The organism is Arthrobacter sp. zg-Y1143 (assembly GCF_030125565.1).
In the GTDB taxonomy this organism is placed as follows: domain Bacteria; phylum Actinomycetota; class Actinomycetes; order Actinomycetales; family Micrococcaceae; genus Arthrobacter_B.
In genome coordinates this window covers 593,814-615,122 of sequence record NZ_JASKLW010000001.1, presented here as the reverse complement: position 1 = coordinate 615,122, position 21,309 = coordinate 593,814, and the positions used below count along the sequence as shown (strand labels likewise).

Here is a 21,309-nt window from a genome sequence, read left to right as displayed (position 1 = left end):
CACCGAATCACCTCCCACCCCAACGGGACGGGCCGGTCCGGCCGCTGGGGTACCGGCCCTTCCCCGTACTGCCGCGTGTTCGGTGCGGTGTTGGCGGGCCCGCTAGCCCGCCGCGCGGTTCAGCTCAGCGGAAATCTGCTCCACCGCGCTGCGCAGCGCCGGCACCGCCCGTTCCGCAAAGGCCGCGTCCACCCGGGACACCGGCCCGGAGACCGAGACGGCGGCGGGCGCGGGGGCATCGGGCACGGCCATGGCGAAGCAGCGCACCCCCAGCTCCTGTTCCTGCTCGTCCACCGAGTATCCGCGCTCCCGGATCCGGTCCAGGTCCGCCAGCAGCGACTCCGCACTGCCGATGCTGTGCCCGGTGGGGGTCGGCATCCCGGCCCGGGCCACCAAACTGCGGACCTTCTCCTCGGGCAGCTGGGCCAGGATGGCCTTGCCAACGCCGGTGTCATGGGTATGCACGCGGCGGCCCACTTCCGTGAACATCCGCATGGCGTGCGGGGAGGGGACCTGGGCCACGTAAACCACCATGTCGGCGTCGAGCACCGCCATATTGGCGGTCTCCCCCAGCGCGTCCACCAGCTGCTTCAGCTGCGGCATGGCCAGCGCGCCGAGCTGCTGGTTGGCGCCCTCCCCCAGCCGGATCAGCTTCGGGCCCAGCGCGTAGCGGCGGTTGGGCAGCTGCCGCGCGTAGCCCAGGCCCACCAGGGTGCGCAGCAGCCGGTGGATGGTGGGCAGGGGCAGCCCGGCGGACCCGGCGAGTTCACTCAGCGACACGGCCCCGCCCGCATCGGCAATCAGTTCCAACAGTTCGAAAACGCGCTCCACCGACTGCACGCCGGCCCCGGCGGCACGTTCAGCCATTGTTGACCCTTCCGACGATCTGCGGGGAGTTTATCGCATGGCGGAAAAGGGTTCTCGTCAGGAGGAGTCCGCTGCCCGGTGGACCAGGGTCACCGCCAGCGCACCCGAGTCCGTGGTTTCCTTGCGGGTCAAGGCGTAGTCACCCAGATCGGCCGCGCTGTTGAACAGCCGCTTCCCCGCCCCCACCGTGACCGGCAGGATCAGCAGCCGGTAGCCGTCCACCAGCCCGGCGTCGTACAGGGACCGGGCCAGCTGGTAGCTGCCGTGCACCTGGACCTCGCCCGTGCCGTGGGCCTTGATCTCCTGCACACCGGCCAGCACGTCGCCGCGGATGAGCCGGGTGTTGTTCCAGCCCGGGTCCGTGAGGGTTGCCGAAACCAAGTACTTGGGCATGCGGTTGATGTGGTCAGCCACCAGGTCCAGCGGGTCAAGGGCGTCCTGCCAATAGGGCCAGAGCAGCTCGTAGGTGGTCCGCCCCAGCAGCAGCGCGTCCCCGAAGTCGAACCACTCCGTAGCAATGCGGGCCACCGCGGGGTCCATGTGGTTGATCATCCAGCCGCCGCCGGCAAACCCGCCGGATGTGTCCTCGTCGGCACTGCCCGGACCCTGCATCACGCCGTCGAGCGTCAGGAAGGCATTAACTGTCAGTTTCACCGGACACCCCTGTTCTCCCCTGCTGCTTCAAGGTTCTGCCCGGGGTGCGGGGGTGTCAACGGTTTTGCCGGCGGCTGGGCCGCGCCGGCGTTCTACCAGATGTGCGGGGCGGGCCGGCGGGTGCTGGGCAGGGCCACGCTGGCCCGCCATTCACTGATCCACTCGGGCAGGACCAGGTCCGACGGCGGGACGGCGCCCACCTTCTTGAAGATCTCCTCGTTGCTCAGCGGGCCCTTGGCGGAAAGGAAGCGGGCGCCGATCACCGCGCTGGCGTAAATCTCGCCGTCGGCCACCATCCGCTGTTCCAGGTAAATGGCCCGGTCATCAAAACCGATGATCTTGGTTTCAATGCTGTACTGCTGGTTCAGCTGCAGGGACTTGCGGAAGCTGATGGTCTCGTTGTTCACCACCGGGCTCCACTTGTTCTTCTTCATGATGTCCCACATGCCGCTGCGCACCAGCAGGTCAAACCGGCCCAGGTCCATCAGGGACAGGTACATGCCGTTGTTCAGGTGCATGGCAACATCGATGTCCGTGGGCAGCACGCGCATGGGCACCGAGGAGTTATCGAAGAAGCCCAGCTTGGAGCGGCGGCGGGCGCGGAAGAGGATCAGCAGGGTGCGCAGAATCAGGTGCATGGCCGCTATATTACCGCTCAGTAACTTGAGGCGGAAGGACTCGTGCGCGGTGCGGCGGGTTGGCCTGAAAAGCAGGTCCGCCGCGGCGTCAGCGCCACGGCTGGACCAGTGCCTTGAGCGTCTCGGGCCGGCGTCCGGCGTCGAGCGCCTCCGCCACCTGCCCGAGGCCGAACAGATCCGTCACCAGCGCATCCAGGTCCACCCTGCCTTCGGCGGCGAGGCTTATGGCCGTGGGCCAGGTGTTCGCGTAGCGGAAGACTCCGGTAACCCAGAGCTCGCGGTTCTGGATCACGCTCACCGGCAGCTCGGCGTCGTCGGCGCCCATGCCCACCAGCACCGCCCGGCCGCCCGGCGCTACCGCCCGGATTCCGGCGCGCACAGCGGAGGGAGCACCGGACGCGTCGATAAACGCGTCCGCCCCCAGCCCGTCCACCGGCTGGGAAGCGTGCAGGGTGTGCGTGGCGCCGTGCCCGGCGGCGAAGTCCAGCCGTTCCCGGGAAATGTCACTGACGTAGACGGCGCTGGCCCCGAAGGCCCGCGCCACCTGCGCAATGATGACGCCCACCGGACCGGCCCCGGCCACCAGCAGGCGCTGGCCCGGGCCGATGCCCGCCTTTCGGCAGGCCCAGATCCCCACGGACAGCGGTTCCAGCAGGGCGGCGGCCTCGTCCGAGACGGAGTCCGGGACGGGATGGGCGAAGTCCGCCTCGATCACCACGTATTCGGCGAAGGCGCCGTCCACCGGCGGAGTGGCATAGAACGCCATGTCCGGGCAGAGGTTGTAGCGGCCCTGCTTGCACTGCCCGCATTTACGGCAGGGCTTCTGGGGCTCAATGGACACCCGCTGTCCGATCCGCTCCGGATCCACGCCGGGCCCGACGGCGGCGACGGTACCGGATGCCTCGTGCCCGAGCACCAGCGAATCCTCCACCACAAAACTGCCGATCCGTCCGTGCCGGTAATAGTGCACGTCGCTGCCGCAGACGCCGACGGCGGCCACCCGGACCAGCACCTCGCCCGCGCCCGGCTGCGGGACAGGACGTTCCTCGACGGTGAGCGTGTTGGGGTGCTCGGTGCCGGGAACTGCGGCCGGGTCGTCGGCACCGGGGTGGGCTGCGGGGACGCGCAGGACCGAGACGCGCATGGTGGCCGGAAGGTCCGGCGTCGGAACGGCGGAAGCGGGGCTGGTGGTAAGCGACATAGACAGGACCCTAGCCCCTGCGGCCGCGGGCCGGAACCACTCGTGCCCGCCGCCGTCGTTCGCGCTACCCTGCCCGGCATGCACACCCTTGTTGTCCTCTACGGCCATCCCCTGGACCATGACGCGTTCCGCCGGCACTACCGGGACGTGCATCTGCCGCTGGTGCGGAACATTCCGGGTATCCGTGCTTTCCGGCAGTCCCAGCGGCTCAGCTCCCCGGAGGGACAGGCTCCGTTCTTCGCGCTGTTCGAGGCGGATTTCGACGACGAGCCGGCCATGCAGGAGGCCATGACCACCGCCGAGGGCCAGCTGGCCAACGCCGACATCCCCAACTTCGCCTCCGGCGGGGTGACGGTGTTTACCTACGGAACCTAGCGGCCCGCAGCTCCCGATCCGGCGCCCTCGTCAGCAGGTTTCGCCTTTTTCTTCAGGCCCTTGACCAGCGGCACCAGGAAAAGGCAGCTCAAGAGGCCAAAGAACGCAATGATGAAGTAGCCCACGCCAGTAGAAGCCTCCTGGCCCTGCACTACGGCTTCCCCGGGGTTGGACCGCTCATAAAAGACAGTAACGCCGGCACCGCGCAGCTTCTTGGACACCTCGGCTTTGGAACCTTCTTCCTTGCTCCGGTACGGATCCTTGTAGGTCACCGAATGCGTGTGTCCCTTGGTGTCCTGATAGGAAGCGGTGACAACCTTCTTGTCGCCCTTCTTGCGTCGGTGCTCGAAGACCACTTCGGTGACGGTGCCCTGCGTCTGGACACCCATTGATATCAGCTGATGATCCCGATGGCTGTCGGAGATATCGTCAATGCCGAGAAAGAGGCCCGCAAGCAGCAGCACCAGCCCCACGGCCAGGTCGGTCAGCGGATGGTGCTTGCCCTTGGCGGTCTTGGCGGTCTTGGCGGCGGCGGCGCTGCTGCCGTCCTCCCTGGGCAAACCTGGATCGGTGTTAACCGTCATACTAAATCCCCCCGAAATCAGTACTTTTGTCAAAAGTGCGGCAGTTTCTGCCACGTGGGATCCTACCGCCAACCACCGCCGCCCCGGTGCCCTCCGGCTCCCGCGCGTCAGTAGCTGCGCTGCTTGGCATCCATCCAGAGAATGACGTCCATGGCCCGCAGCGCGGAGATCCGCACCGGCAGGTCCGCCGCGTCCTGGACGGAACCGAGCCGCCGGACCAGGGCGCCGTCGTCGGCCGTGAGGAGCCGGTGCCACTCTTCCCAGTAGGTCAGCGAGGTGTCCAGGTCCGCTGCCCGGGCCAGTACCGGATCCCAGATGGGAATCAGCCGCGGCCGCTTCCGGGCCAGGAGCTTGCTGGTTTTCGCCGCCCCCATCCGCCACTGTCCGCCCGCATAGCCGCGGACCACATCCCACAGCTGCCAGGCGGCGCTGTTCCGGCCGTACACCCGGATGTAGTCCTGCGGCGGAACATCCGCCATGTCCAGATCCGCCGGGATTTGTTCCAGCAGCTCCGCAACCGGAGCGGCGTAGGTGCCCAGCAAACCCAGGGCGGCCGGGCCCTTGATGTCCTCGCCCAGCAGGGTGACCGCCACCAGGTCATCGGCCGTCAGCCGGTTCACGGTGTCGGGCGCGTCTCCCCCGCCGGCCCACGTGTCGAAGGACGCGCCGGTGCGGACGTGCCCGGAGGTCAGTTTCCGCGTGTAATAGCTGCGCAGCAGCCCGGCCGCCTGCTGCACGTTCCTTTGCCCAAGGATTGCCGGTAGATCCACGGGGCCACCTCATTCCGGAGCGGTAATCAGCCCCTTGGATATCATCCAGTCGTACGCCACCTCGGCCGGTTCCTGGCCGTTGACGTCCACCTCCAGGTTCATTTTCCGCAGCTCCTCATCGGTCAGCAGCGGGGTGATCAGCGCAAACACGTCCACCAGCTCCGGATATTCCTCCAGCGCCTTGGTGTTGAAGACCGGAGCACCGTTGTAGGCCGGGAAATAAGCGAGGTCATCCTCGAGCACCGTCAGCCCCAGCGAATCGATGCGCCCGTCCGTGGCGAACACCTCGCCGAAGTTGCATTCCCCGGCGTCGCTGGCCGAATACACGGCACCGGTGTCATAGATGCCGATGTTCTCGTCCGGCACCCCGTCCGGGGAGCCGCGCGGAATGCCGTATTTCTCCAGCATCGGGTTCATGCCGTCCGGGCGGGAGTTGAATTCGGATTCCAGGCAGAAGGTTCGCTCCTCCACAGGCAGGGAGGCAATGTCGGAGATGCTGTCCACTCCCAGCTCCTCGGCGGCTTCGCTGCGGATGGCGAAGGCATACGTGTTGTTCATTGGCGCCGGGTCGCCCCAGGTCAGCCCGTTGGCCAGGTCCGCGTCATGCACCGCCTGCCACATCTCCTGCTTATCCGCTATGCCTTCCGTCTGCCCCAGGTAGGCAATCCAGCCGGTGCCGGTGTACTCCCAGGTCATGTCCGCCTGGCCGGAAACCATCAGTTCGCGGGCCGGCTGGCTGCCGGGAATGTTGGTCAGGTCGGTGACGTCGAACCCGGCAACCTTGGTGGCCAGCACCGAGATCTTGCCCAGGATCAGCTGTTCGGTGAAGTTCTTGCCGGTGACCGTGAGCGGGGCAGGATCCGGCAGGCCCTCGATTGGCTGGATCAGGCCGGGATCGGCGTCCGGCACGTAGGAATCAGCCGGTTGCAGGCCGCAGCCGGAAAGCAGGAGCCCGACGGCGGCGGCACCCGCTGCGGCGGCACCGGCAGCCCGGCGCAGGTACGGGCGGCGGGCAGGGTTTGGGCGGGCGGGATTGTTCGGCCGAACCATCACAGTCCTTTCGGCCGGGCGACGTGTTCCACCAGCCGCCCGATCCAGTCGACCACCAGTGCCAGCAACGCCACGAGCAGCGCCCCCGCCACCAGCACCTTGTCCAGGTTCAGGTTCACCCCGGTGGTAATGAGGATGCCCAGCCCCCCGCCGTTGACGAACGTGGCCAGGGTGGCGGTACCCACCAGCAGCACCAGGGCGGTGCGCACGCCGGAGAGCATCACCGGCACGGCGAGCGGCAGTTCCAGGCGGAACAGCACCCCGGCGGAACTCATGCCCACCCCGCGGCCGGCCTCCACTATGCGCGGATCCACCTGCTGCAGCCCCACCATGGTGTTGCGCATGACCGGCAGCAGGGCATACACCACCAGCGCGGTAATGGCCGCCCAGAACCCGAAGCCCAGCCAGAAGGCCAGCAGCACCAGCAGCCCGATGGCCGGGGCGGCCTGGCCGATGTTGGCCACCGCTATCACCGGCCCGGTCAGGCGGCGCAGCGGACCGCGCGTGAGCAGGATGCCCAGCGGAATGGCCACCACCAGCACAATCACGGCGGCGACTCCCGTGAGCAGCAGGTGCTGCACGGTGTACGCCCAGAGGGCTTCCGGTGCCAGGGTAGCCCGCTCGGTGGCGCTCAGCTCCACGGTGGTCAGCCAGAGCATGAGAAGCCCCAAGGCCACCGCAATGCCTGCCAGCTGCAGCAGCAGTGGCCGCCAGGACTGTGGACCCGTGCCGGTCTGCGTGTCGGCATGGGTCCGGGCCGTCAGCGGGACCGCCGGCTGGGCCGCGCTCACCGGGACCCCCGCCCGGCGGCGGCACCGGCGTCGTCGGCCGTAGTGCCGGAACCGTCCGCGCCGTTCCGTGCAATGAGGCCGCTGTTGATCCCCACTGGCGCCCCGGAGGAGCCCAGCTGCGCGGCTTCGTTCGCGGCGGTAATGGCTTCCATGACCGTCTGCACGGTGACCAGGCCCAGGAAACGGTCCCTCGGCCCGGTCACCAGCGCCGCGCCCGTGCTGGAAACCAGCATGGTGTCCAGGGCGTCGTTGAGGGTGGCCTGGTCGCCGATCACTGGAAGCTTCAGGTCCGGAGTGTCCGTGTGCCGGTCCAGCCGGCTGAGCTGGCGGCGGGACAACCACTGCACCGGGCGGCCGCGCCCGTCCAGGACCACGACGTTCTGCTGGCCTTCGCCCTGCAGCCGGGAAAGGGTGTCGCTGGCCAGGTCCCCGGCGTTCGCGGTGACCGGCATGGCCAGGTCCACTTCGTTGACCCGGGTCAGGGTGAGCTGCTTCAGGCCCGCGCCGGAGCCGATGAAGTTTTCCACGAACTCGTTGGCCGGGTTGGCCAGGATCCGTTCCGGGGAGTCGTACTGCACCAGGTGCGCGCCCTCCTCGAAGATCGCGATCCAGTCCCCCAGCTTCACAGCTTCATCGAAGTCGTGGGTGACGCACACAATGGTTTTGTGCAGCTCCGACTGAATGTGCAGCAGTTCGTCCTGCAGCCGCTGGCGGGTGATCGGGTCCACTGCGCCAAACGGTTCATCCATGAGCAGCACCGGCGGGTCTGCGGCCAGCGCCCGGGCCACGCCCACGCGCTGCTGCTGCCCGCCGGAGAGTTCCTTCGGATACCGGTCCCGGTACGCGGCCGGATCCAGGGAGACCAGTTCCAGCAGTTCGTCCACCCGGGCGCTGATCCGGGCCTTGTCCCAGTTCAGCATTTTGGGTACCACCGCAATGTTCGCGGCCACGGTCATGTGCGGGAACAGTCCACCGGCCTGGATCACGTAGCCGATGCCGCGGCGCAGCTGGTCGCCGTCCATCCCGGTGACGTCCTCGCCGCCCAGGATGATCTGTCCGCTGGTGGGCTCAATCAGCCGGTTGATCATTTTCAAGGTGGTGGTTTTGCCGCAGCCGGAGGGGCCCACCAACATCACGATGCTGCCTTTCGGGATTTCCAGGGTGAGCCCGTCCACGGCCGCTTTCTCCTGGCCCGGGTAACGCTTGGTGACGTCTTCCAAAAGGATGCTGGCTCCGGTGACGGAACCGCCGTCGTTAGCTTGGGGGGATTCTGTCTCAGACACGGATACCTCGCGGGGTTGTGAGCCGGCCCAGGCCGACCAGGAGCAGGTCAAGGATCATGGCCAGCAAAATGACGCCAACCACGCCGACCACCACGGATTCCAGGGAATTGGCGCCGCCGAGCCGGGACAGGCCGGAGAAAATGAAGCCGCCCAGGCCCGGACCCAGGGCGTATGCGGCAACGGCGGCAATGCCCATCACCATCTGCGCCGACACGCGTACGCCGGCCAGGATGACCGGCCAGGCGAGCGGCAGTTCGATCCGCAGCAGCGTACGCAGCCGGCCCATACCGATGCCGCGGGCGGATTCGACGACGGCGGGCGACACACCGGCCAGCCCCACCACGGCGTTGCGCAGGACGGGCAGGGTGGCATAGAACGCCACCACGATCACGGCCGGGGTGGCACCGAAACCCACGGGGCCAATCAGCAGGCCGATCAGGGCAAAGGAGGGCAGTGTCAGCCCGACGGCGGAAACGCCGTTGGCCAGCCCGGTCAGGGTCTTGTTCCGGTAGACCAGTGCAGCGATGACCACCGCCAACACAGTGGCCAGGACCAGGCATTGAATAACTAGGCTGAAGTGCTGCCATCCGGCGAACAGGATCTGCGGATACCTGTCCGCCACGAATTCCCACACATCAAGACCTCTTCACTTTGGTACGTATGTTTCTTGTCCAAGCCGCCGCCGGCCCGAAGGCGGCGGGGCGAAAACGAGCAAGCAAACTTACCGTTACCACCCTCACATTAAGCGCCTAAAGACCCCGCAGCGGAACAACGCGGGGCTTTGGCGCCGGTTTCGGGGCCGGGGTTGACGCCGGATGCGGGAGGTGGGTGGAGGGGCAGTGCGGGGGGCGAGGCGGGTGGGGGAAAACCCTGCCGGTTTGGGAAAAATCGACCGGTTTGGGAAATCCCTGCCACTGCATAGCGGCAGGGATTTCCCAAACTGGCAGGAGAATCCCGGAATGGCAGCGGAAACGCCATCCGGTCAGGAACCAGCGGTCCGGAAGCTAGGCGGCGTCACTATCATCGGCTTCGTCGGCTGCCGGCTCCAGAAGCCCTCCGTCAGTTCCGTGCATCCACAGGACAACGTCCATGGCGCGGAGCCGGGAGACGGGGTGCGGGAGGTTGGCCTGCTGCTGAATTGCATCCAACCGGTCCGCCACCAAGCCACCGTCCCGGGTGAGCAGGTCATGCCAATCAGACCACTGGGTGAGCGAGCCTTTCAGCTGGGTCTCTTTCTTGACCACGGAATCCCAGACCGGTATCAGCAGGGGCCGCTTTCGGGCCAGCAGCTTGCTGGTTTTCGTGGATCCCATTTTCCACCGTGCACCCTTGGAACCGCGGATCACCTTCCACAGCTCCCAGGCGGCGCTGCCCTCACCGTAAAGCCGCTCGAAGTCCTGAGGTTTCACATCGGCCATATCGACGTCCGTGGGAATCTGCTCCAGCAGCCGGGTGATCTCCGCAGCATGGGTGTCAAGCAACCCCACTACAGCTGGGCCCTTAACCTCCACGCCCAGGAAGGCCAGTGCCAGCAGGTCGTCGGAGGTGACGGCGTTGGCTACTGCCGGCGCGTCGCCGCCGCCTGCCCACGAATCAAAGCGTGCGCCGGTGCGGATTGAACCGGTGATCACCTTTTCCGTGTAGTACCGGCTCAGAAGCTTGGCAGCTTCGCCGGTGCGGTCTTCAGAAAGGATTCCAGGCAATTCCACGACGTTCCCCATTCGGTGGTTTGTTTGTCTAATGACTGGCCCGATAGTACCGACAATGGTGTCCGGCACCCGGCAGGCTGCAGCTAGTCTTCGCTGGGTTCCGGGATTTCGATGACCACGTTCATCCCGCTGTCCGGGTGGTAGCTCCAAGACGCGGCGAACTCATCCCACTCGGCGGTCAGCCGGCCGTCCAGGGACCGGGTGGCATTCATGCGGTTACTGACGCTGTCCGGAATGTCGATGGCATCCAGCACGCAGGTGATGTCGGCGAAATCGGCCCCGTAGGATTCCTTGCCCTCGCTGTCCATCGTCAGGCTTTGCCCCTCGTCTCCGAGTTCGATGCCGGTCGTGTCCTCAACCCCGCAGCTGCTCACCGCGTCGGTCAGTGCCACTGAGGGCTCGGGCTCGGACGAAAAATCGATCTGCGCGAGCAGGAATCCTGCACCCAGGCCCAGCACCAGTCCGGCGCCTGCGAACAACGCGTAGTTGCGCCGCGGAGATACGGGATCGGGCGCTGTCCGGTATGGCTCCATGACGTACGGTGCGGCCGGTGCCGTGTTCACCGGCGCCGCGGGCGGAGGAGGCGGCACCGGCATGCCGCCGTCGGCGACGGGCGGTGTCAGGTTTTCCGGGTTCTGTGTCATGCCATTTTCCTTCATTACTGCTTCTCCCACTTTCCGCAGCGGCTGGACTTGAAGTCCTGGCCCTCCGAGATGGTCACCGACGGGCGTCCGCCGCCGGGAATGTCGTTTTCGATGATGTCGTCGCCGTTGGAGCCGCTGCGGTAGATGCCCCAGTAACAGCTCGAGCCGACGTCCGTCGTCGTGGTGTAAGTGCCCGCCGCGACGGTCTTTCCCACCGTCCAGGTGCCGTCGGTGATGGTGTTGGCTGCCTTGGTGGCTTCGGCGGAGGTCACCGCGGTTTCGCGCGCCTTCACGGCAGCTTCGGCCGCGGTAACCGCTTCTTCCCGCTCCCCCACCTTCTTCTCCCGGTAATAGATGCCCGCGGAGAGCTTGTTGTAGTCAGCCTTCATGGCGTTGTAGTCGCTCTGGGACTTCTCCAGCCGCGCCTGCCGCTGTTCGGACTCGCCTGCCTTTGCCGCGTATTCGTCGCTGCGCGTCGGATCGGTCAGGAAGTGCCCGCCCACAGCGCCACCGGCCAGCAGTACGACGCCGGCCGCGGCCAGCCAGATCCGCTTGCCTTTCCGCCCGCCCGGGGTTCCGGCCGGAGACCGCTTCGCCGCGTTGGCACCCTTCAGGGTCTTGCGCGTCCCGCTGGTCTCCGCCGGTTCGCCCGTGACAGGAGGTGCGGGCGGTGGTGGCGGTGTGATGGAAGGGGTGTGGTCCGATGGGTGCTGCACCATTGCTGCTGTTCTTTTCTGCGGAAGGGCCAAAACGGGGTGCATTTATGCGCCGTCGGCACCGCCCCCATACTTACAGTCGGCCCAGCGCGGCGTGCAGTATGCCGCAGGGACCGTGATGGTGGTCACTAAGCCTGAGGTGTAGAAACCCGCCGCGGAAATTCAGCACGTCGACCGCACCGCCCCCTAGAGTGTCGGTCTATGGACTCACCCCTGTATGCGTACATCCTGATCGGCGCCTCGGCCCTGGGCCTCGGTCCGGTGATGATTGTGATGGGGCTGCGGGCATACACCGGCCGGTGGACGTCGTGGCTGGCTTTGACAGCGCAGTCAACGGCAAAGCATTCCCGCCTGGGGTTCGTGCTGTTCTGGGGCGGGCTGGGGGTCACCGGATGCTTTCTGCTTATCGGATTGCAGGAGATGGGCGTCAGAATTCCCGGTTCGGAGGCCGTCTTCACCACCTTCTGGTGTGTTTGCATCGCCATTGCGATGATGCACCAGTTCTTCCTCCCGAAATTCCTCCGCCCCGTGCTGCTCCCGCAGTGGTACCGGGACTGGGAAGCGGAACAGTTCGAACGGGAGGCGCGCCAGGATAAGCAGCGCCGTGCCCAGCGCCGGTTCCGCCGGGAAAAACGCCGCCTGGCCAAGGAGCAGGGCGCACGCTCGCCCTTGAACGAAACCGATCCCGTGGGAACGCCCTCAATCACCATCGAAGTTGAGGAGAAGGTCATCTGGTCAAAAACCTGGCGCTCCTAGGCCACCCTTGCGTCAGGAGCGCCGAGCGCCGGTTCCCGCCCGCAGCGCCTGCCACGCCCCGGTGGACCACAGCGCCCAGAGCACCAGCGGCGGCTGGAAGAACAGCCGCACCAGCCGTGCCCGGTCCGAGTCCAGCCCGAACGCGTCCGTGTGGGTGGCGTACTGGGAAATGTTGCCCGGGAAAATCGCCACAAAGAACAGCGCAGCAGCCAGACCCACGGGCACCCGGCGTTTGCGCAGCAGGATCAGTGCGGCGCCCAGGCTGAGCTCGGCCGCGCCGGAGAGCAGCACCACCGCGTCCTCGTCCAGCGGCACCCAGTCCGGGACCTGGGCCCGGAATTCCTGCCGGGCGACGGTCAGGTGCGAGGTTCCGGCGAACAGCAGGAACGCACCCAGCGCGACGGCGCCGGCGCGCCGGGGTTTCGAGGTCGGCGGGGCGGGGCGGACGACGGCGGCCCGGAGTTTTTCCATCATCCCGCCGAGGCTAGCACCACCGCTGCTGCTCACGGCCGGTCCTAGGTCAGCTGGTTGTAGGCGAGCTGGGCCAGGGCGGCGGCCTGGTCTCCCAGCACCGAGTCATCAAAAACCACCCGCGGGGAATGGTTCCAGGCGGCGGTCACCGGATTGAGCGACGGCGGGGTGGCGCCCAGGAAGATGAAGGTGCCGGGCACTTCGTTCAGGATCAGGGAGAAATCCTCCGAGCCCATGAGCGGGTCCCGGGATTCCTGCACCCGCTCCTCTCCGAAGATTTCCCGCAGCCCGGTGACCGCCTCACGGGTGCGGCCGGCGTCGTTGGTGGTGACGGGATAGCGGATGGTGAAGTCCACCTCGGCGGTGCAGCCGTGCGCGGAGGCGATGCCCTCGGCGAGCGCCTTGGATTCGATAATCACCCGGTCCAGGGATTCCTCGGACAGGGTCCGCACCGAGGCGCCCAGGCTGGCAGTATCGGGGATGACGTTGATGGCCTCGCCGGCGGAAAGCTGGGTGACGGTGAGCACCACCGGGTCGAAGGCGGAGAACCGGCGGGTGGTCATGGTCTGCAGCGCAGTGGCGATCTCGGTCAGCGCCGGCACCGGGTCAATGGCGGTTTGCGGCTGGGAGCTGTGCCCGCCGGAGCCCTTGACGGTAATCCGCAGTTCGTTGGCGCCGGCCATCAGTGTGCCTGGCTTGGTCCGGAAAACGCCCAGCGGGCCCGGCCGCACATGGATGCCGTACGCCGCCACGGGACGCTGCCCGGCGGCGTCGAGCACGCCTTCCGCGATCATGGCGCTGGCGCCGTCGTGGCCCTCCTCCCCCGGCTGGAACATAAAGACCACGCTGCCGGAGAGGTCTTCCTGCTGGGCGCTGAGCAGCCGGGCCGCACCGACCAGCCCGGCCACATGCAGATCATGCCCGCAGGCGTGCATGTTGCCGTTGGTGGAGGCATAGTCCAGGTCCGTCAGCTCGGCCACCGGAAGGGCATCCATGTCCCCGCGCAGCAGCACCACCGGTCCGGGTTCGGCGCCGCGCAGCACCGCCACCACGGAGGTGGACTTCATCCCCAGGGTGATTTCCAGGTCCAGGCCCTCCAGTGCGGCAAGGATCTTCTGCTGGGTGAGCGGCAGGTCCAGGCCGGTCTCCGGTTCGCGGTGCAGGCTGCGGCGCAGCGCCACCAGCTCCGGAAGAATGGCCTGTGCTTCTTCAACAAACATGCTTTGAGTCCTGTCATCCACGCTGATGCCCGGCCGTCCGTACCCGGTTGCCGCTACCTACGCAGTAAATCACTCCTTGCACTCCAGCACAGCCTTGGGCGGGCAAACCGGGGCGGTTCCGGTCTGACGACGGCGCCTCCGCAGGCGTTCCTCCCGGTCCCCGCACCTTGTGGCAATTCCCGCACTGCGCGGCGCGGGGAATGACGCAAAACGCGGCGAACCGGACAAAGCGCGGGGAATGGCCGCGCCAGCAAGGCCGCATCCGTGCCCGGGTTCCGGTCCGGATCGGCCGGCAGTCCCTCCCACGTCCCTCATCCCCGCGGCGGAGCCCCGCACCCTTTCCGGCTCCTAGACTGGGCAGCATGATTGACACCCTGGCCTTCGACAGCCCCGGCCGGCGTGCGGAAACCCCGCCCGCGCCGCACTGGCGCGCCCGCCTTCCCTGGCGTACCGGCGAAGACTGGGAACGTCCCGGGCCCACGCCCAATCAGCAGCGCAACGACGTAGTCGGCGCCGTGGTCCTGCTGCTGGTTTCGGCACTGGTTCTGGAGGTTAGCCGCGGCATCGGCGCGGCAGCGGGTGAAACCCGGCCCATCTGGCTCCAGCACCTGGCCTTGGCCCTGATCATCCTGCCGCTGATGGTTCGGCGCCGCTTCCCCGTGATGGTCATGCTGCTGTGCAGCACCGGCTTCCTGTGCCTGTCCCTGCTGGTCCCGTCGGTGAGCACGCAGTTGACGTTCGCGGGCGCTTACTTCGCCGCCCTCTATACGGCCGTGGCGTGGTCCCGGGACCGCCGGATCCTGTGGATGGGATCTGCGGTGGTCATTGCCGTGATGGCTTTGTGGGTGTTGCTCTCCTTCACCGTGTCCTCCTCCTATGACGGCATGCTTGAACGCCTGATGGAGGGCGATGAGACCTACCGCGGTGTCCTCCCGCCCCTGGCATCCCTGGCCATCTACAACTCGCTGATCAACGCGGCATACTTCGGCGGGGCCATTATTTTCGGGATGGGTGCCTGGCGTGCTGCCCACCGGCGGGAGCTGCTGGTGAAGCAGTCCGCCCAGCTCGAGGCGCAGTCCGCGGAGCTGGCACGGCAGGCGGTGCTGGACGAACGCCTGCGCATCGCCCGGGAACTGCACGACGTCGTCGCCCACCACATTGCGGTGATCGGTGTCCAGGCCGGTGCCGCGCGGCGGGTCCTGGAGAAAAAGCCCGAGGCCACCGCCGGTGCCCTGCAGACCATCGAGGCCTCGTCCCGGGAAGCGGTCGCGGAAATGCGTTCGCTGCTCGGTGTGCTCCGTGCCGGCGAGGAACCACCCGCAGCGTCCGACGGCGGGGTGAGGCGCACGCCCGAGCCGGGGCTGGCGGAGCTGCCGGCGCTGGTGGCCGAGCACCAAAAGCTGGGCTTGTCGGTCACCTACCACCGCTCCGAAGAGACTCCCGGGGACTTGGACGCAGTCCCCGCGCCCATGGCCCTGTCCATTTACCGAACCATCCAGGAATCGCTGGCCAACGTGCGCCGGCACTCCACGGCCGGGTCCGCCGTCGTCGCCCTGCGCACCGGTACGGCGGAAACCGGCAGCTGGGTGGAGGTGGAGACCGTCGACGACGGCCGGCCCCGCTCGAGCAGTACCGCCGGCTCCGGTTTCGGCATCCGCGGCATCCGGGAACGGGCCGCACTGCACGGCGGCGAGACGGAAATCGGTCCCCGATCCGGCGGGGGCTGGCGGGTCCGGGTCCGCTTCCCGGTGCGCTGAGGCCCGGGCCGCGAACCGCCGCCAACGGTCACAGTCCGTCAACAGTCACAGTCCCGTCACATCCCGGGCCGCGCCGGGGATTCCCTCCCGCTCCGCGCCGCTGCCCGCTACCGTGGCTGCCGGGGGCGGCAGCGTGCTGCCATTTGCCCGGGCCGTGCCCGGGCAGAAAGGAAGAGACACAGAGATGGAACCGATCCGGGTGCTGCTGGCCGATGATCAGGCGCTGGTGCGGGCGGGCTTCGCCATGATGCTCTCCGTGGAAGAGGAAATCGAGGTGGTGGGGCAGGTAGCCAACGGCCGCGATGCGGTGGACTTCGCCGCTGCGCATCCGGTGGACGTCATCCTGATGGATGTGCAGATGCCCCAGCTGGACGGGATCCGTGCCACGGAAGAAGTCGTCCGGGCCGGCACAGCCAAGGTCATCATCCTGACCACCTTTGAACGCGATGACTATCTCTTCGACGCCCTGCGGGCCGGAGCCAGCGGTTTCCTGCTCAAGAACGCCGATCCGGATGATCTGGTGGCAGCTGTGCACGCAGTGGCCGGCGGCCACGCCCTGCTGGCACCGGAAATGACGGTGCGCGTCATTGAACGCTTTGCCCGGCAGGCCCAGGAACAGTTTGTTCCCGGCGGCGGCCCCGCAACCGCACCGGAAGGATCCGCATCCCCGGGAACGCAGCCCGCGCCGTCGGCCGCCACCGCCGCCCAGCAGAAGCTGCTCGCCACCCTGACCGCCCGCGAACGTGAAGTTTTGATGAATGTGGCGGCCGGGCAGTCCAACGCGGAAATAGCCGCCGGCATGTTCGTGGCCGAGGCGACGGTCAAAACCCATGTCTCCAACCTGCTGGCCAAGATCCAGGTCCGTGACCGGGTGCAGGCCGTGGTCTTCGCCTACGAATCCGGGCTCATCCTTGCGGGGGACAAACCCGCCGCCGGGTAGGCGCCGCGGATTCCCCCTGGCGGGCGATCCGCCCCGCTCGGCGGATGCCTAAACTCGGAAGCAGCAGAACACCACCGAGCCCGGCACACCGGGAAAAGGAGCAGCCGCCATGCTGCAGGTCCGCAACCTCACCCGGCGTTTCGGGGAGAAAACGGCTGTCGACGACGTTACGTTCGACATTCCGTCCGGCCAGATGACCGGCTTTGTCGGCGCCAACGGTGCCGGGAAAACCACCACCATGCGCATGATCATGGGCGTACTAACCGCCACCTCCGGCGAAGTGCTGCTGGACGGCGCCCCCTTGACCGCCCAGCGGCGGGCAACCTTCGGGTACATGCCCGAAGAACGCGGCCTGTACCCCAAGCAGCCCATCATCGACCAGCTGGTCTACCTGGGCCAGCTGCACCGGATGAGCCAGTCCGCGGCCCGCCGTGAAGCCCTGGACCTGCTGGAACGCTTCAATCTGGCGGACCGCAGCAAGGACAAACTGGAATCGCTGTCCCTGGGCAACCAGCAGCGCGTGCAGATTGCCGCATCCCTGCTGCACCGGCCAACCGCGCTGATCCTGGACGAGCCCTTCTCCGGCTTGGACCCGGTGGCCGTGGATTCCATGGTGGAACTGCTGCGCGAGCGTACCGCCGCCGGTGTGCCGGTGCTGTTCTCCAGCCACCAGCTGGACCTGGTGGACCGGCTCTGCGACAACCTGGTGGTGCTGCAGCAGGGACGCCTGATGGCCGCGGGCTCCGGCGACGATCTGCGCGCCGCGGTCCCCCGCCGGCACCGCATCACGGTTTCCCCCGACGCCGGCTGGCTGCGGGAAGAGGCCGGGCTGAGGGTCATCGACGTCGCCGGTCCCACGGCCCTGGTGGAGTTCGACGACGACTCCGGCGCCCAGCGCACCCTCGCCTCCGCCGTCGCGCGGGGTACGGTGCACGAATTCACCCCCATCCGCCCCTCCCTGAGCGACATTTACCGTGAGGTGACCGCATGAGCACTGCAACCCGTACCCCGGAGAAACCAGAGAACCCAGAGAACCCGGAGAAAACCGCCGAACAAGGCAGCACCACCCCTGCCTGGGCCGTGGTGACGCTGCGCGAGGTCATGGTCAAGATGCGGGACCGCACCTACCTGATTTCCACCCTGGTCACCATGGTGCTGATTGTCGGCAGCGTCCTGTTCAGCGGCTACATGTCCTCCCGCGCTTCCGATTTCACCGTGGCGGTCACTGATTCCGCCGGGTCGGAGATCATCACCGGCGCGGACGCCGTCGGACAGGAAAATGACGGGAACACCTCCTTCGAGGTCCGGACCGCGGACTCCGAGGACGCCGCCCTGCAACTGGTCCGCGACGAAGAGGCCGACGCCGCACTGCTGCGCGGGGAAGAGGGCACCTGGACGCTCACCGGCCGGGAAGACATCGATGCGGAACTGCGCGGACCGGTGGCGGATGCCCTGACCAGCTACGTCATCAGCACCAACGCCGCCGCAGCCGGAACCACGGCTGAGGAACTGACCGCCGGCAGCAAGCTGGACGAAGCCCTGCTCGAAGGCGACGCCGAGAACTCCTCGGTGGCTTCCGCCGTCGGTTTCGTGTTCAGTTTCCTCTTCTACATGGCCACCATCATCTTCGGGATGGCGATTGCCACCTCGGTGCTGGAGGAGAAGCAGAACCGGGTGGTGGAGATCCTGGCCACCGCCATCCCCATCCGCCAGCTGCTCTACGGCAAGGTGGCCGGCAACACCGTGCTGGCCATCATCCAGCTGGCCCTGTACGCCGGGGCGGCCCTGCTGGCGATGAACCTGACCGGAACCGCGGAGACGCTGGGCTTCATCATCCCGGTCTCGGGCTGGTTCCTGGTCTTCTTCCTGGTCGGGTTCCTGATCCTCGCTGCCGGCTGGGCCATGCTTGGTTCCATGGCCAGCCGCAGCGAGGACCTGAACAGCAGCTCCACCCCCGTGATGGCGGTGATCATGGCTGCCCTGTTCGCGGGGATATTCGCCAAGGGGCAGCTGCTGGTGCTCGCGTCCTTTGTCCCGGTGATCTCCTCGGTGGCCATGCCCATCCGGATGCTGAGCACCGAAGTGCCGCTGTGGCAGTCCCTTGCCTCACTGGTTCTGGCACTGGCGGCAGCTTACGGCCTGCTGTCCTTCTCGGCACGGATCTACCGCCGGGCCGTCATGCAGAGCGGCGGCTCGCTGACCCTGCGCAAGGCCATGAAGCTCGAGGAGTAGGCCTAGATCCCCTTCTGCATCAGCGCAGCCAGGGACCGGAACCGGGGGTTTGCCTCCAGGTCGTCCAGCAGCACCGCCTCTCCGTCGGGACCGCAGAGGGGTATCCGCCAGTTCGGGTACTCATCGGCGGTCCCGGGCTGGTTCTGGGTCTTCTTCTCCCCCACCAGGTCCGCCAGGGCAACCCCGAGCAGCACCGAGGGCGTCTGCAGGATGAACTCGTGCAGCGCCTCCACCGTCTGCTGGATCTGCTCGCCGCGCAGCTGCCCCGCGACCTCCCCCTCGGCGGCGGCGGGCAGCAGGCCGCGCTGCCGCAGCGCCTCCAGTACGGCTTCCTGCGCCTCGCTGTCCGCCTGGCGTTCTTCTTCCACGGGCCGGTTCAGCAGGCCCAGTTCCTCGCGCAGGTTCACGTGCTCTCCGGCCAGGTATCCCGCGGTGGGCGGCAGGTCATGGGTGTTCACGCTGGTCAGCGCACCCGCCCGGTACTCCTCGGGAGCAAGCGGGCCGTCCTCGGTCTGCTCGAACCAGAGGATGGACGTGCCCAGCACCCCGCGTTCAGCCAGGTAGTCCTGCACCCACGGCTCGAAGACGCCCAGGTCCTCGCCGATGACGACGGCGCCGGCACGCTGCGCTTCCAGGGCCAGAATGCCGATCAGTGCCTCGTGGTCGTAGTAGACGTAGGCGCCCTCACCGGGCGACTCGGCGTCCTGGGGGATCCACCACAGCCGGAACAGGCCCAGGATGTGGTCCACCCGGATGCCGCCGGCGTGCCGGAGGATGGTGCGGATCATGTCCCGGTATGCGGCGTAGCCGGACTCGGCCAGGCGTCCGGGATGCCACGGCGGCTGGCTCCAGTCCTGTCCGCGCTGGTTGAACATGTCCGGCGGGGCTCCCACGGAAATGCCGGAGGTCAGCACGTCACGCAGCATCCAGGCGTCCGCGCCGGCGGGGTGTACCCCCACCGCCAGGTCATGGATGACGCCGATTCCCATGCCGGCCTTCCGGGCCGCCTGCTGCACGGCTTCGAGCTGTTCGTCGAGGATCCACTGCAGCCACTTGAAGAAGCCGATCCGTTCCTGGAGCCTGGGCAACTGCGCCAGCACGTACTCGCTGTCCGGACCGGAGGCGTCGTCCCATTCCGGGGCGCCCGGCGCCAGTTCCTCGGCCAGCGCACACCAGCGGGCGAAGTTCTCCAGGCCCTGGCCGGCGTCGGCCGTGAATTCCTCGAACTGCCGCTGCCGGGCCGGGCTGCGCGGGACGCGGTAGACGTCTTCGAGGACCTTCAGTTTCCCGGCGAAGCTGGCGTCCCGGTCCAGTTCGGCAGCCGAGGTGTTGGCCTCATACAAGCTGCGGGCGGTGTCCTCGGCCGCCCGGTGCTGCGCATCGTCCAGGTAGGCGTACTCCGGCACGGCTTCCACCCGGATATACAGCGGGTTGAAGAACCGCCGGGTGGTGGGCAGGTAGGGGGACGGTTCAATGGGCGGTGCGGGCTCGGCGGCGTGCAGCGGGTTGATCAGGACGAATCCGGCGTCATAGTCCGAGCCGGCGACGGCGGCCAGGTCCGCCAGATCGGTTAGGTCACCGATGCCCCAGGACCTGGAGGAGCGCACCGAATACAGCTGTGCCTGCACTCCCCAGGCCCGCTTGGCCAGCAGTGCGTCGGCGGTGCCCAGCCGGTCCGGCGTCACCACCAGCACCGCCTCCGCGCGGGTATCTCCGCTCGTCAGCTCCAGTCGGTGCCAGCCCAGTTCCAGCCCCTCGGGCAGCGGCACCGCGGTGCGGGCCACCAAAGTGCCGTCCACCTCTAGTTCCGCTTCGGGGGTGTCCGGCCAGTCCAGTTCCTGTTCGCTGCCGTCTTCCAGCCGAAGAGTCAGTTGTGCGGAACTCCCGGCGGGCAGGTGCACCGCGACAGTACCCGGGGAGCCCTGCCGGACGACGGCGGTGGGCGGCAGCGGCCGCTTCCAGTCGGCGGCCCGAGACTGTGCCAGCGACCGTTCCAGATCCTTGTCCGTGGCGGTGTCCAGCCCCATCGCGGACAGCACCCGGCGCAGGGTGGCGTCCGTAACCTGTTGTTCGGACCCGTCCCAGCCCTTGAACGTGGTGGCGACGTGGTGGGCGTCGGCGAGCTGGTGGAGCAGATCGGTGTCCGGCACAGATTGATCAGTAGGCTTTGCACTCATGGAACCAATCTATTGCCCAAAGCGCTTCGGCGCATACGCGGGTCCCACGGCCAGCCTCCGGGCCGGTTAGGGGCGTTCCTGCGTGAGCCGCCACGCGTCCTGGAAATCCGGGTGGTCCTCGTGCACGGCGGCGAGGGCGGACAGGGCCAGCCGCGTCCATTCCAGTTCTTCCCGGAACCGGGGATCATCCTCGTCCTCTTCGTCCAGGATCATGCGGGAGAGGGCATGCCGGCGTGCTCCGCCGATGATCTCAATGAGCATGAGCTTGGTTTCGCATTCCTTCAGCAGGCGGTCTTCATACCAGCGGTCGGAGAGGGAAACGTTCGGGGAGGCGAGGAGTTTGCGGGCTTCGGAGATGTCTTCCTGGAAGCGTGTGACCAGGAAATCCACGATATCCATGGCCGAATCCTACCCGCGGCTGCCGTCCGGGGGTGAGGGTTGCATGCGTGATCGGGAATATTTGATGCATATGCG

23 protein-coding genes are annotated in these 21,309 nt (G+C 67.4%); 6 read left to right on the top strand and 17 right to left on the bottom strand.

The window, feature by feature from the left end; translation table 11 throughout:
• Window positions 1–102 precede the first annotated feature (102 nt).
• The 4 genes from QNN98_RS03140 to QNN98_RS03125 form a co-directional block, all read right to left on the bottom strand.
• Entirely contained in the window at window positions 103–867 is a 765-nt protein-coding gene (locus QNN98_RS03140) for an IclR family transcriptional regulator (protein WP_283996236.1), read from the bottom strand.
• Between the two features lie 57 nt (window positions 868–924).
• Entirely contained in the window at window positions 925–1,521 is a 597-nt protein-coding gene (locus QNN98_RS03135; RefSeq protein WP_283996235.1) for a dihydrofolate reductase family protein, read from the bottom strand.
• Window positions 1,522–1,613: 92 nt separating this feature from the next.
• On the bottom strand, window positions 1,614–2,159 hold the full coding sequence (locus QNN98_RS03130) for a thioesterase family protein (RefSeq protein ID WP_227911822.1): 546 nt from the start codon (window positions 2,157–2,159) through the stop codon (window positions 1,614–1,616).
• An 88-nt stretch (window positions 2,160–2,247) separates the two neighbouring features.
• Complete coding sequence (locus tag QNN98_RS03125) at window positions 2,248–3,360, bottom strand: NAD(P)-dependent alcohol dehydrogenase (protein WP_283996234.1); 1,113 nt, start codon at window positions 3,358–3,360, stop codon at window positions 2,248–2,250.
• Window positions 3,361–3,438: 78 nt separating this feature from the next.
• On the opposite strand from QNN98_RS03125, the gene QNN98_RS03120 reads away from it, so the two are divergent.
• On the top strand, window positions 3,439–3,735 hold the full coding sequence (locus tag QNN98_RS03120; RefSeq protein WP_283996233.1) for an EthD family reductase: 297 nt from the start codon (window positions 3,439–3,441) through the stop codon (window positions 3,733–3,735).
• On the opposite strand, the gene QNN98_RS03115 is transcribed toward QNN98_RS03120, so the two are convergent.
• The 9 genes from QNN98_RS03115 to QNN98_RS03075 all read right to left on the bottom strand — a co-directional run bounded on the left by QNN98_RS03115 (window position 3,732) and on the right by QNN98_RS03075 (window position 11,285).
• On the bottom strand, window positions 3,732–4,319 hold the full coding sequence (locus tag QNN98_RS03115) for a DUF3592 domain-containing protein (protein WP_283996232.1): 588 nt from the start codon (window positions 4,317–4,319) through the stop codon (window positions 3,732–3,734). The genes QNN98_RS03120 and QNN98_RS03115 overlap by 4 nt on opposite strands.
• Window positions 4,320–4,426: 107 nt before the next feature.
• The gene (locus tag QNN98_RS03110) at window positions 4,427–5,089 is read right to left on the bottom strand and encodes a DUF6308 family protein (RefSeq protein ID WP_283996231.1); all 663 of its coding nucleotides are present in this window, start codon (window positions 5,087–5,089) and stop codon (window positions 4,427–4,429) included.
• Window positions 5,090–5,098: 9 nt separating this feature from the next.
• Window positions 5,099–6,139, bottom strand: coding sequence for a glycine betaine ABC transporter substrate-binding protein (locus QNN98_RS03105; RefSeq protein ID WP_283996230.1), 1,041 nt, complete (start codon window positions 6,137–6,139; stop codon window positions 5,099–5,101).
• On the bottom strand, window positions 6,139–6,903 hold the full coding sequence (locus tag QNN98_RS03100) for an ABC transporter permease (RefSeq protein WP_442860307.1): 765 nt from the start codon (window positions 6,901–6,903) through the stop codon (window positions 6,139–6,141). Before QNN98_RS03100 ends, QNN98_RS03105 begins: the two co-directional genes overlap by 1 nt.
• Before the next feature lie 23 nt (window positions 6,904–6,926).
• Window positions 6,927–8,213, bottom strand: a complete 1,287-nt coding sequence (locus tag QNN98_RS03095; RefSeq protein ID WP_227925557.1) for an ABC transporter ATP-binding protein — start codon at window positions 8,211–8,213, stop codon at window positions 6,927–6,929.
• On the bottom strand, window positions 8,206–8,847 hold the full coding sequence (locus QNN98_RS03090) for an ABC transporter permease (protein ID WP_283996229.1): 642 nt from the start codon (window positions 8,845–8,847) through the stop codon (window positions 8,206–8,208). Before QNN98_RS03090 ends, QNN98_RS03095 begins: the two co-directional genes overlap by 8 nt.
• Before the next feature lie 370 nt (window positions 8,848–9,217).
• On the bottom strand, window positions 9,218–9,934 hold the full coding sequence (locus QNN98_RS03085) for a DUF6308 family protein (RefSeq protein ID WP_283996228.1): 717 nt from the start codon (window positions 9,932–9,934) through the stop codon (window positions 9,218–9,220).
• 71 nt (window positions 9,935–10,005) lie between these two features.
• On the bottom strand, window positions 10,006–10,566 hold the full coding sequence (locus tag QNN98_RS03080) for a hypothetical protein (RefSeq protein ID WP_283996227.1): 561 nt from the start codon (window positions 10,564–10,566) through the stop codon (window positions 10,006–10,008).
• Window positions 10,567–10,580: 14 nt separating this feature from the next.
• Complete coding sequence (locus QNN98_RS03075; protein ID WP_283996226.1) at window positions 10,581–11,285, bottom strand: Rv1352/Rv1906c domain-containing protein; 705 nt, start codon at window positions 11,283–11,285, stop codon at window positions 10,581–10,583.
• Between the two features lie 198 nt (window positions 11,286–11,483).
• Between QNN98_RS03075 and QNN98_RS03070 the strand changes: the two genes are divergently transcribed.
• Entirely contained in the window at window positions 11,484–12,038 is a 555-nt protein-coding gene (locus QNN98_RS03070; RefSeq protein ID WP_283996225.1) for a hypothetical protein, read from the top strand.
• A gap of 12 nt (window positions 12,039–12,050) precedes the next feature.
• Here the strand turns inward: QNN98_RS03070 and QNN98_RS03065 are convergent, their stop codons facing one another.
• Window positions 12,051–12,512 (bottom strand): DoxX family protein, encoded by a 462-nt coding sequence (locus QNN98_RS03065; RefSeq protein ID WP_227925564.1) that lies wholly within the window; start codon window positions 12,510–12,512, stop codon window positions 12,051–12,053.
• 41 nt (window positions 12,513–12,553) lie between these two features.
• Window positions 12,554–13,729: a M20 metallopeptidase family protein gene (locus QNN98_RS03060; protein WP_227925566.1), complete on the bottom strand. Its 1,176-nt coding sequence runs from the start codon at window positions 13,727–13,729 to the stop codon at window positions 12,554–12,556.
• 362 nt (window positions 13,730–14,091) lie between these two features.
• Between QNN98_RS03060 and QNN98_RS03055 the strand changes: the two genes are divergently transcribed.
• The 4 genes from QNN98_RS03055 to QNN98_RS03040 all read left to right on the top strand — a co-directional run bounded on the left by QNN98_RS03055 (window position 14,092) and on the right by QNN98_RS03040 (window position 18,658).
• A complete protein-coding gene (locus QNN98_RS03055; protein WP_283996224.1) occupies window positions 14,092–15,486 on the top strand; it encodes a sensor histidine kinase in 1,395 nt (464 codons plus the stop codon).
• Between the two features lie 184 nt (window positions 15,487–15,670).
• The gene (locus tag QNN98_RS03050) at window positions 15,671–16,426 is read left to right on the top strand and encodes a response regulator transcription factor (protein WP_227925569.1); all 756 of its coding nucleotides are present in this window, start codon (window positions 15,671–15,673) and stop codon (window positions 16,424–16,426) included.
• A gap of 109 nt (window positions 16,427–16,535) precedes the next feature.
• Window positions 16,536–17,417 (top strand): ABC transporter ATP-binding protein, encoded by an 882-nt coding sequence (locus tag QNN98_RS03045; protein ID WP_283996223.1) that lies wholly within the window; start codon window positions 16,536–16,538, stop codon window positions 17,415–17,417.
• Window positions 17,414–18,658, top strand: coding sequence for an ABC transporter permease (locus QNN98_RS03040; RefSeq protein ID WP_283996222.1), 1,245 nt, complete (start codon window positions 17,414–17,416; stop codon window positions 18,656–18,658). Before QNN98_RS03045 ends, QNN98_RS03040 begins: the two co-directional genes overlap by 4 nt.
• 2 nt (window positions 18,659–18,660) lie before the next feature.
• Here QNN98_RS03040 and malQ read toward each other — a convergent pair whose 3' ends face one another.
• Window positions 18,661–20,835 carry a 4-alpha-glucanotransferase gene (gene malQ, locus QNN98_RS03035; protein ID WP_283996221.1) on the bottom strand — a complete coding sequence of 725 codons (2,175 nt, stop codon included), beginning with the start codon at window positions 20,833–20,835 and terminating at the stop codon, window positions 18,661–18,663.
• A gap of 66 nt (window positions 20,836–20,901) precedes the next feature.
• Window positions 20,902–21,234, bottom strand: coding sequence for a DUF6221 family protein (locus QNN98_RS03030; protein WP_227911841.1), 333 nt, complete (start codon window positions 21,232–21,234; stop codon window positions 20,902–20,904).
• Window positions 21,235–21,309: the final 75 nt, after the last annotated feature.

What these genes read in the sequence shown, in the direction of transcription:
- QNN98_RS03130 (WP_227911822.1), bottom strand. Translation starts at nt 2,159, where the DNA reads ATGCACCTGATTCTGCGCACCCTGCTGATCCTCTTCCGCGCCCGCCGC.
- QNN98_RS03065 (WP_227925564.1), bottom strand. Translation starts at nt 12,512, where the DNA reads ATGATGGAAAAACTCCGGGCCGCCGTCGTCCGCCCCGCCCCGCCGACC.
- QNN98_RS03120 (WP_283996233.1), top strand. Translation starts at nt 3,439, where the DNA reads ATGCACACCCTTGTTGTCCTCTACGGCCATCCCCTGGACCATGACGCG.
- QNN98_RS03075 (WP_283996226.1), bottom strand. Translation starts at nt 11,285, where the DNA reads ATGGTGCAGCACCCATCGGACCACACCCCTTCCATCACACCGCCACCA.
- QNN98_RS03045 (WP_283996223.1), top strand. Translation starts at nt 16,536, where the DNA reads ATGCTGCAGGTCCGCAACCTCACCCGGCGTTTCGGGGAGAAAACGGCT.
- QNN98_RS03030 (WP_227911841.1), bottom strand. Translation starts at nt 21,234, where the DNA reads ATGGATATCGTGGATTTCCTGGTCACACGCTTCCAGGAAGACATCTCC.
- QNN98_RS03050 (WP_227925569.1), top strand. Translation starts at nt 15,671, where the DNA reads ATGGAACCGATCCGGGTGCTGCTGGCCGATGATCAGGCGCTGGTGCGG.
- malQ (WP_283996221.1), bottom strand. Translation starts at nt 20,835, where the DNA reads ATGAGTGCAAAGCCTACTGATCAATCTGTGCCGGACACCGATCTGCTC.
- QNN98_RS03060 (WP_227925566.1), bottom strand. Translation starts at nt 13,729, where the DNA reads ATGTTTGTTGAAGAAGCACAGGCCATTCTTCCGGAGCTGGTGGCGCTG.
- QNN98_RS03085 (WP_283996228.1), bottom strand. Translation starts at nt 9,934, where the DNA reads ATGGGGAACGTCGTGGAATTGCCTGGAATCCTTTCTGAAGACCGCACC.
- QNN98_RS03055 (WP_283996224.1), top strand. Translation starts at nt 14,092, where the DNA reads ATGATTGACACCCTGGCCTTCGACAGCCCCGGCCGGCGTGCGGAAACC.
- QNN98_RS03125 (WP_283996234.1), bottom strand. Translation starts at nt 3,360, where the DNA reads ATGTCGCTTACCACCAGCCCCGCTTCCGCCGTTCCGACGCCGGACCTT.
- QNN98_RS03105 (WP_283996230.1), bottom strand. Translation starts at nt 6,139, where the DNA reads ATGGTTCGGCCGAACAATCCCGCCCGCCCAAACCCTGCCCGCCGCCCG.
- QNN98_RS03040 (WP_283996222.1), top strand. Translation starts at nt 17,414, where the DNA reads ATGAGCACTGCAACCCGTACCCCGGAGAAACCAGAGAACCCAGAGAAC.
- QNN98_RS03140 (WP_283996236.1), bottom strand. Translation starts at nt 867, where the DNA reads ATGGCTGAACGTGCCGCCGGGGCCGGCGTGCAGTCGGTGGAGCGCGTT.
- QNN98_RS03080 (WP_283996227.1), bottom strand. Translation starts at nt 10,566, where the DNA reads ATGACACAGAACCCGGAAAACCTGACACCGCCCGTCGCCGACGGCGGC.
- QNN98_RS03115 (WP_283996232.1), bottom strand. Translation starts at nt 4,319, where the DNA reads ATGACGGTTAACACCGATCCAGGTTTGCCCAGGGAGGACGGCAGCAGC.
- QNN98_RS03070 (WP_283996225.1), top strand. Translation starts at nt 11,484, where the DNA reads ATGGACTCACCCCTGTATGCGTACATCCTGATCGGCGCCTCGGCCCTG.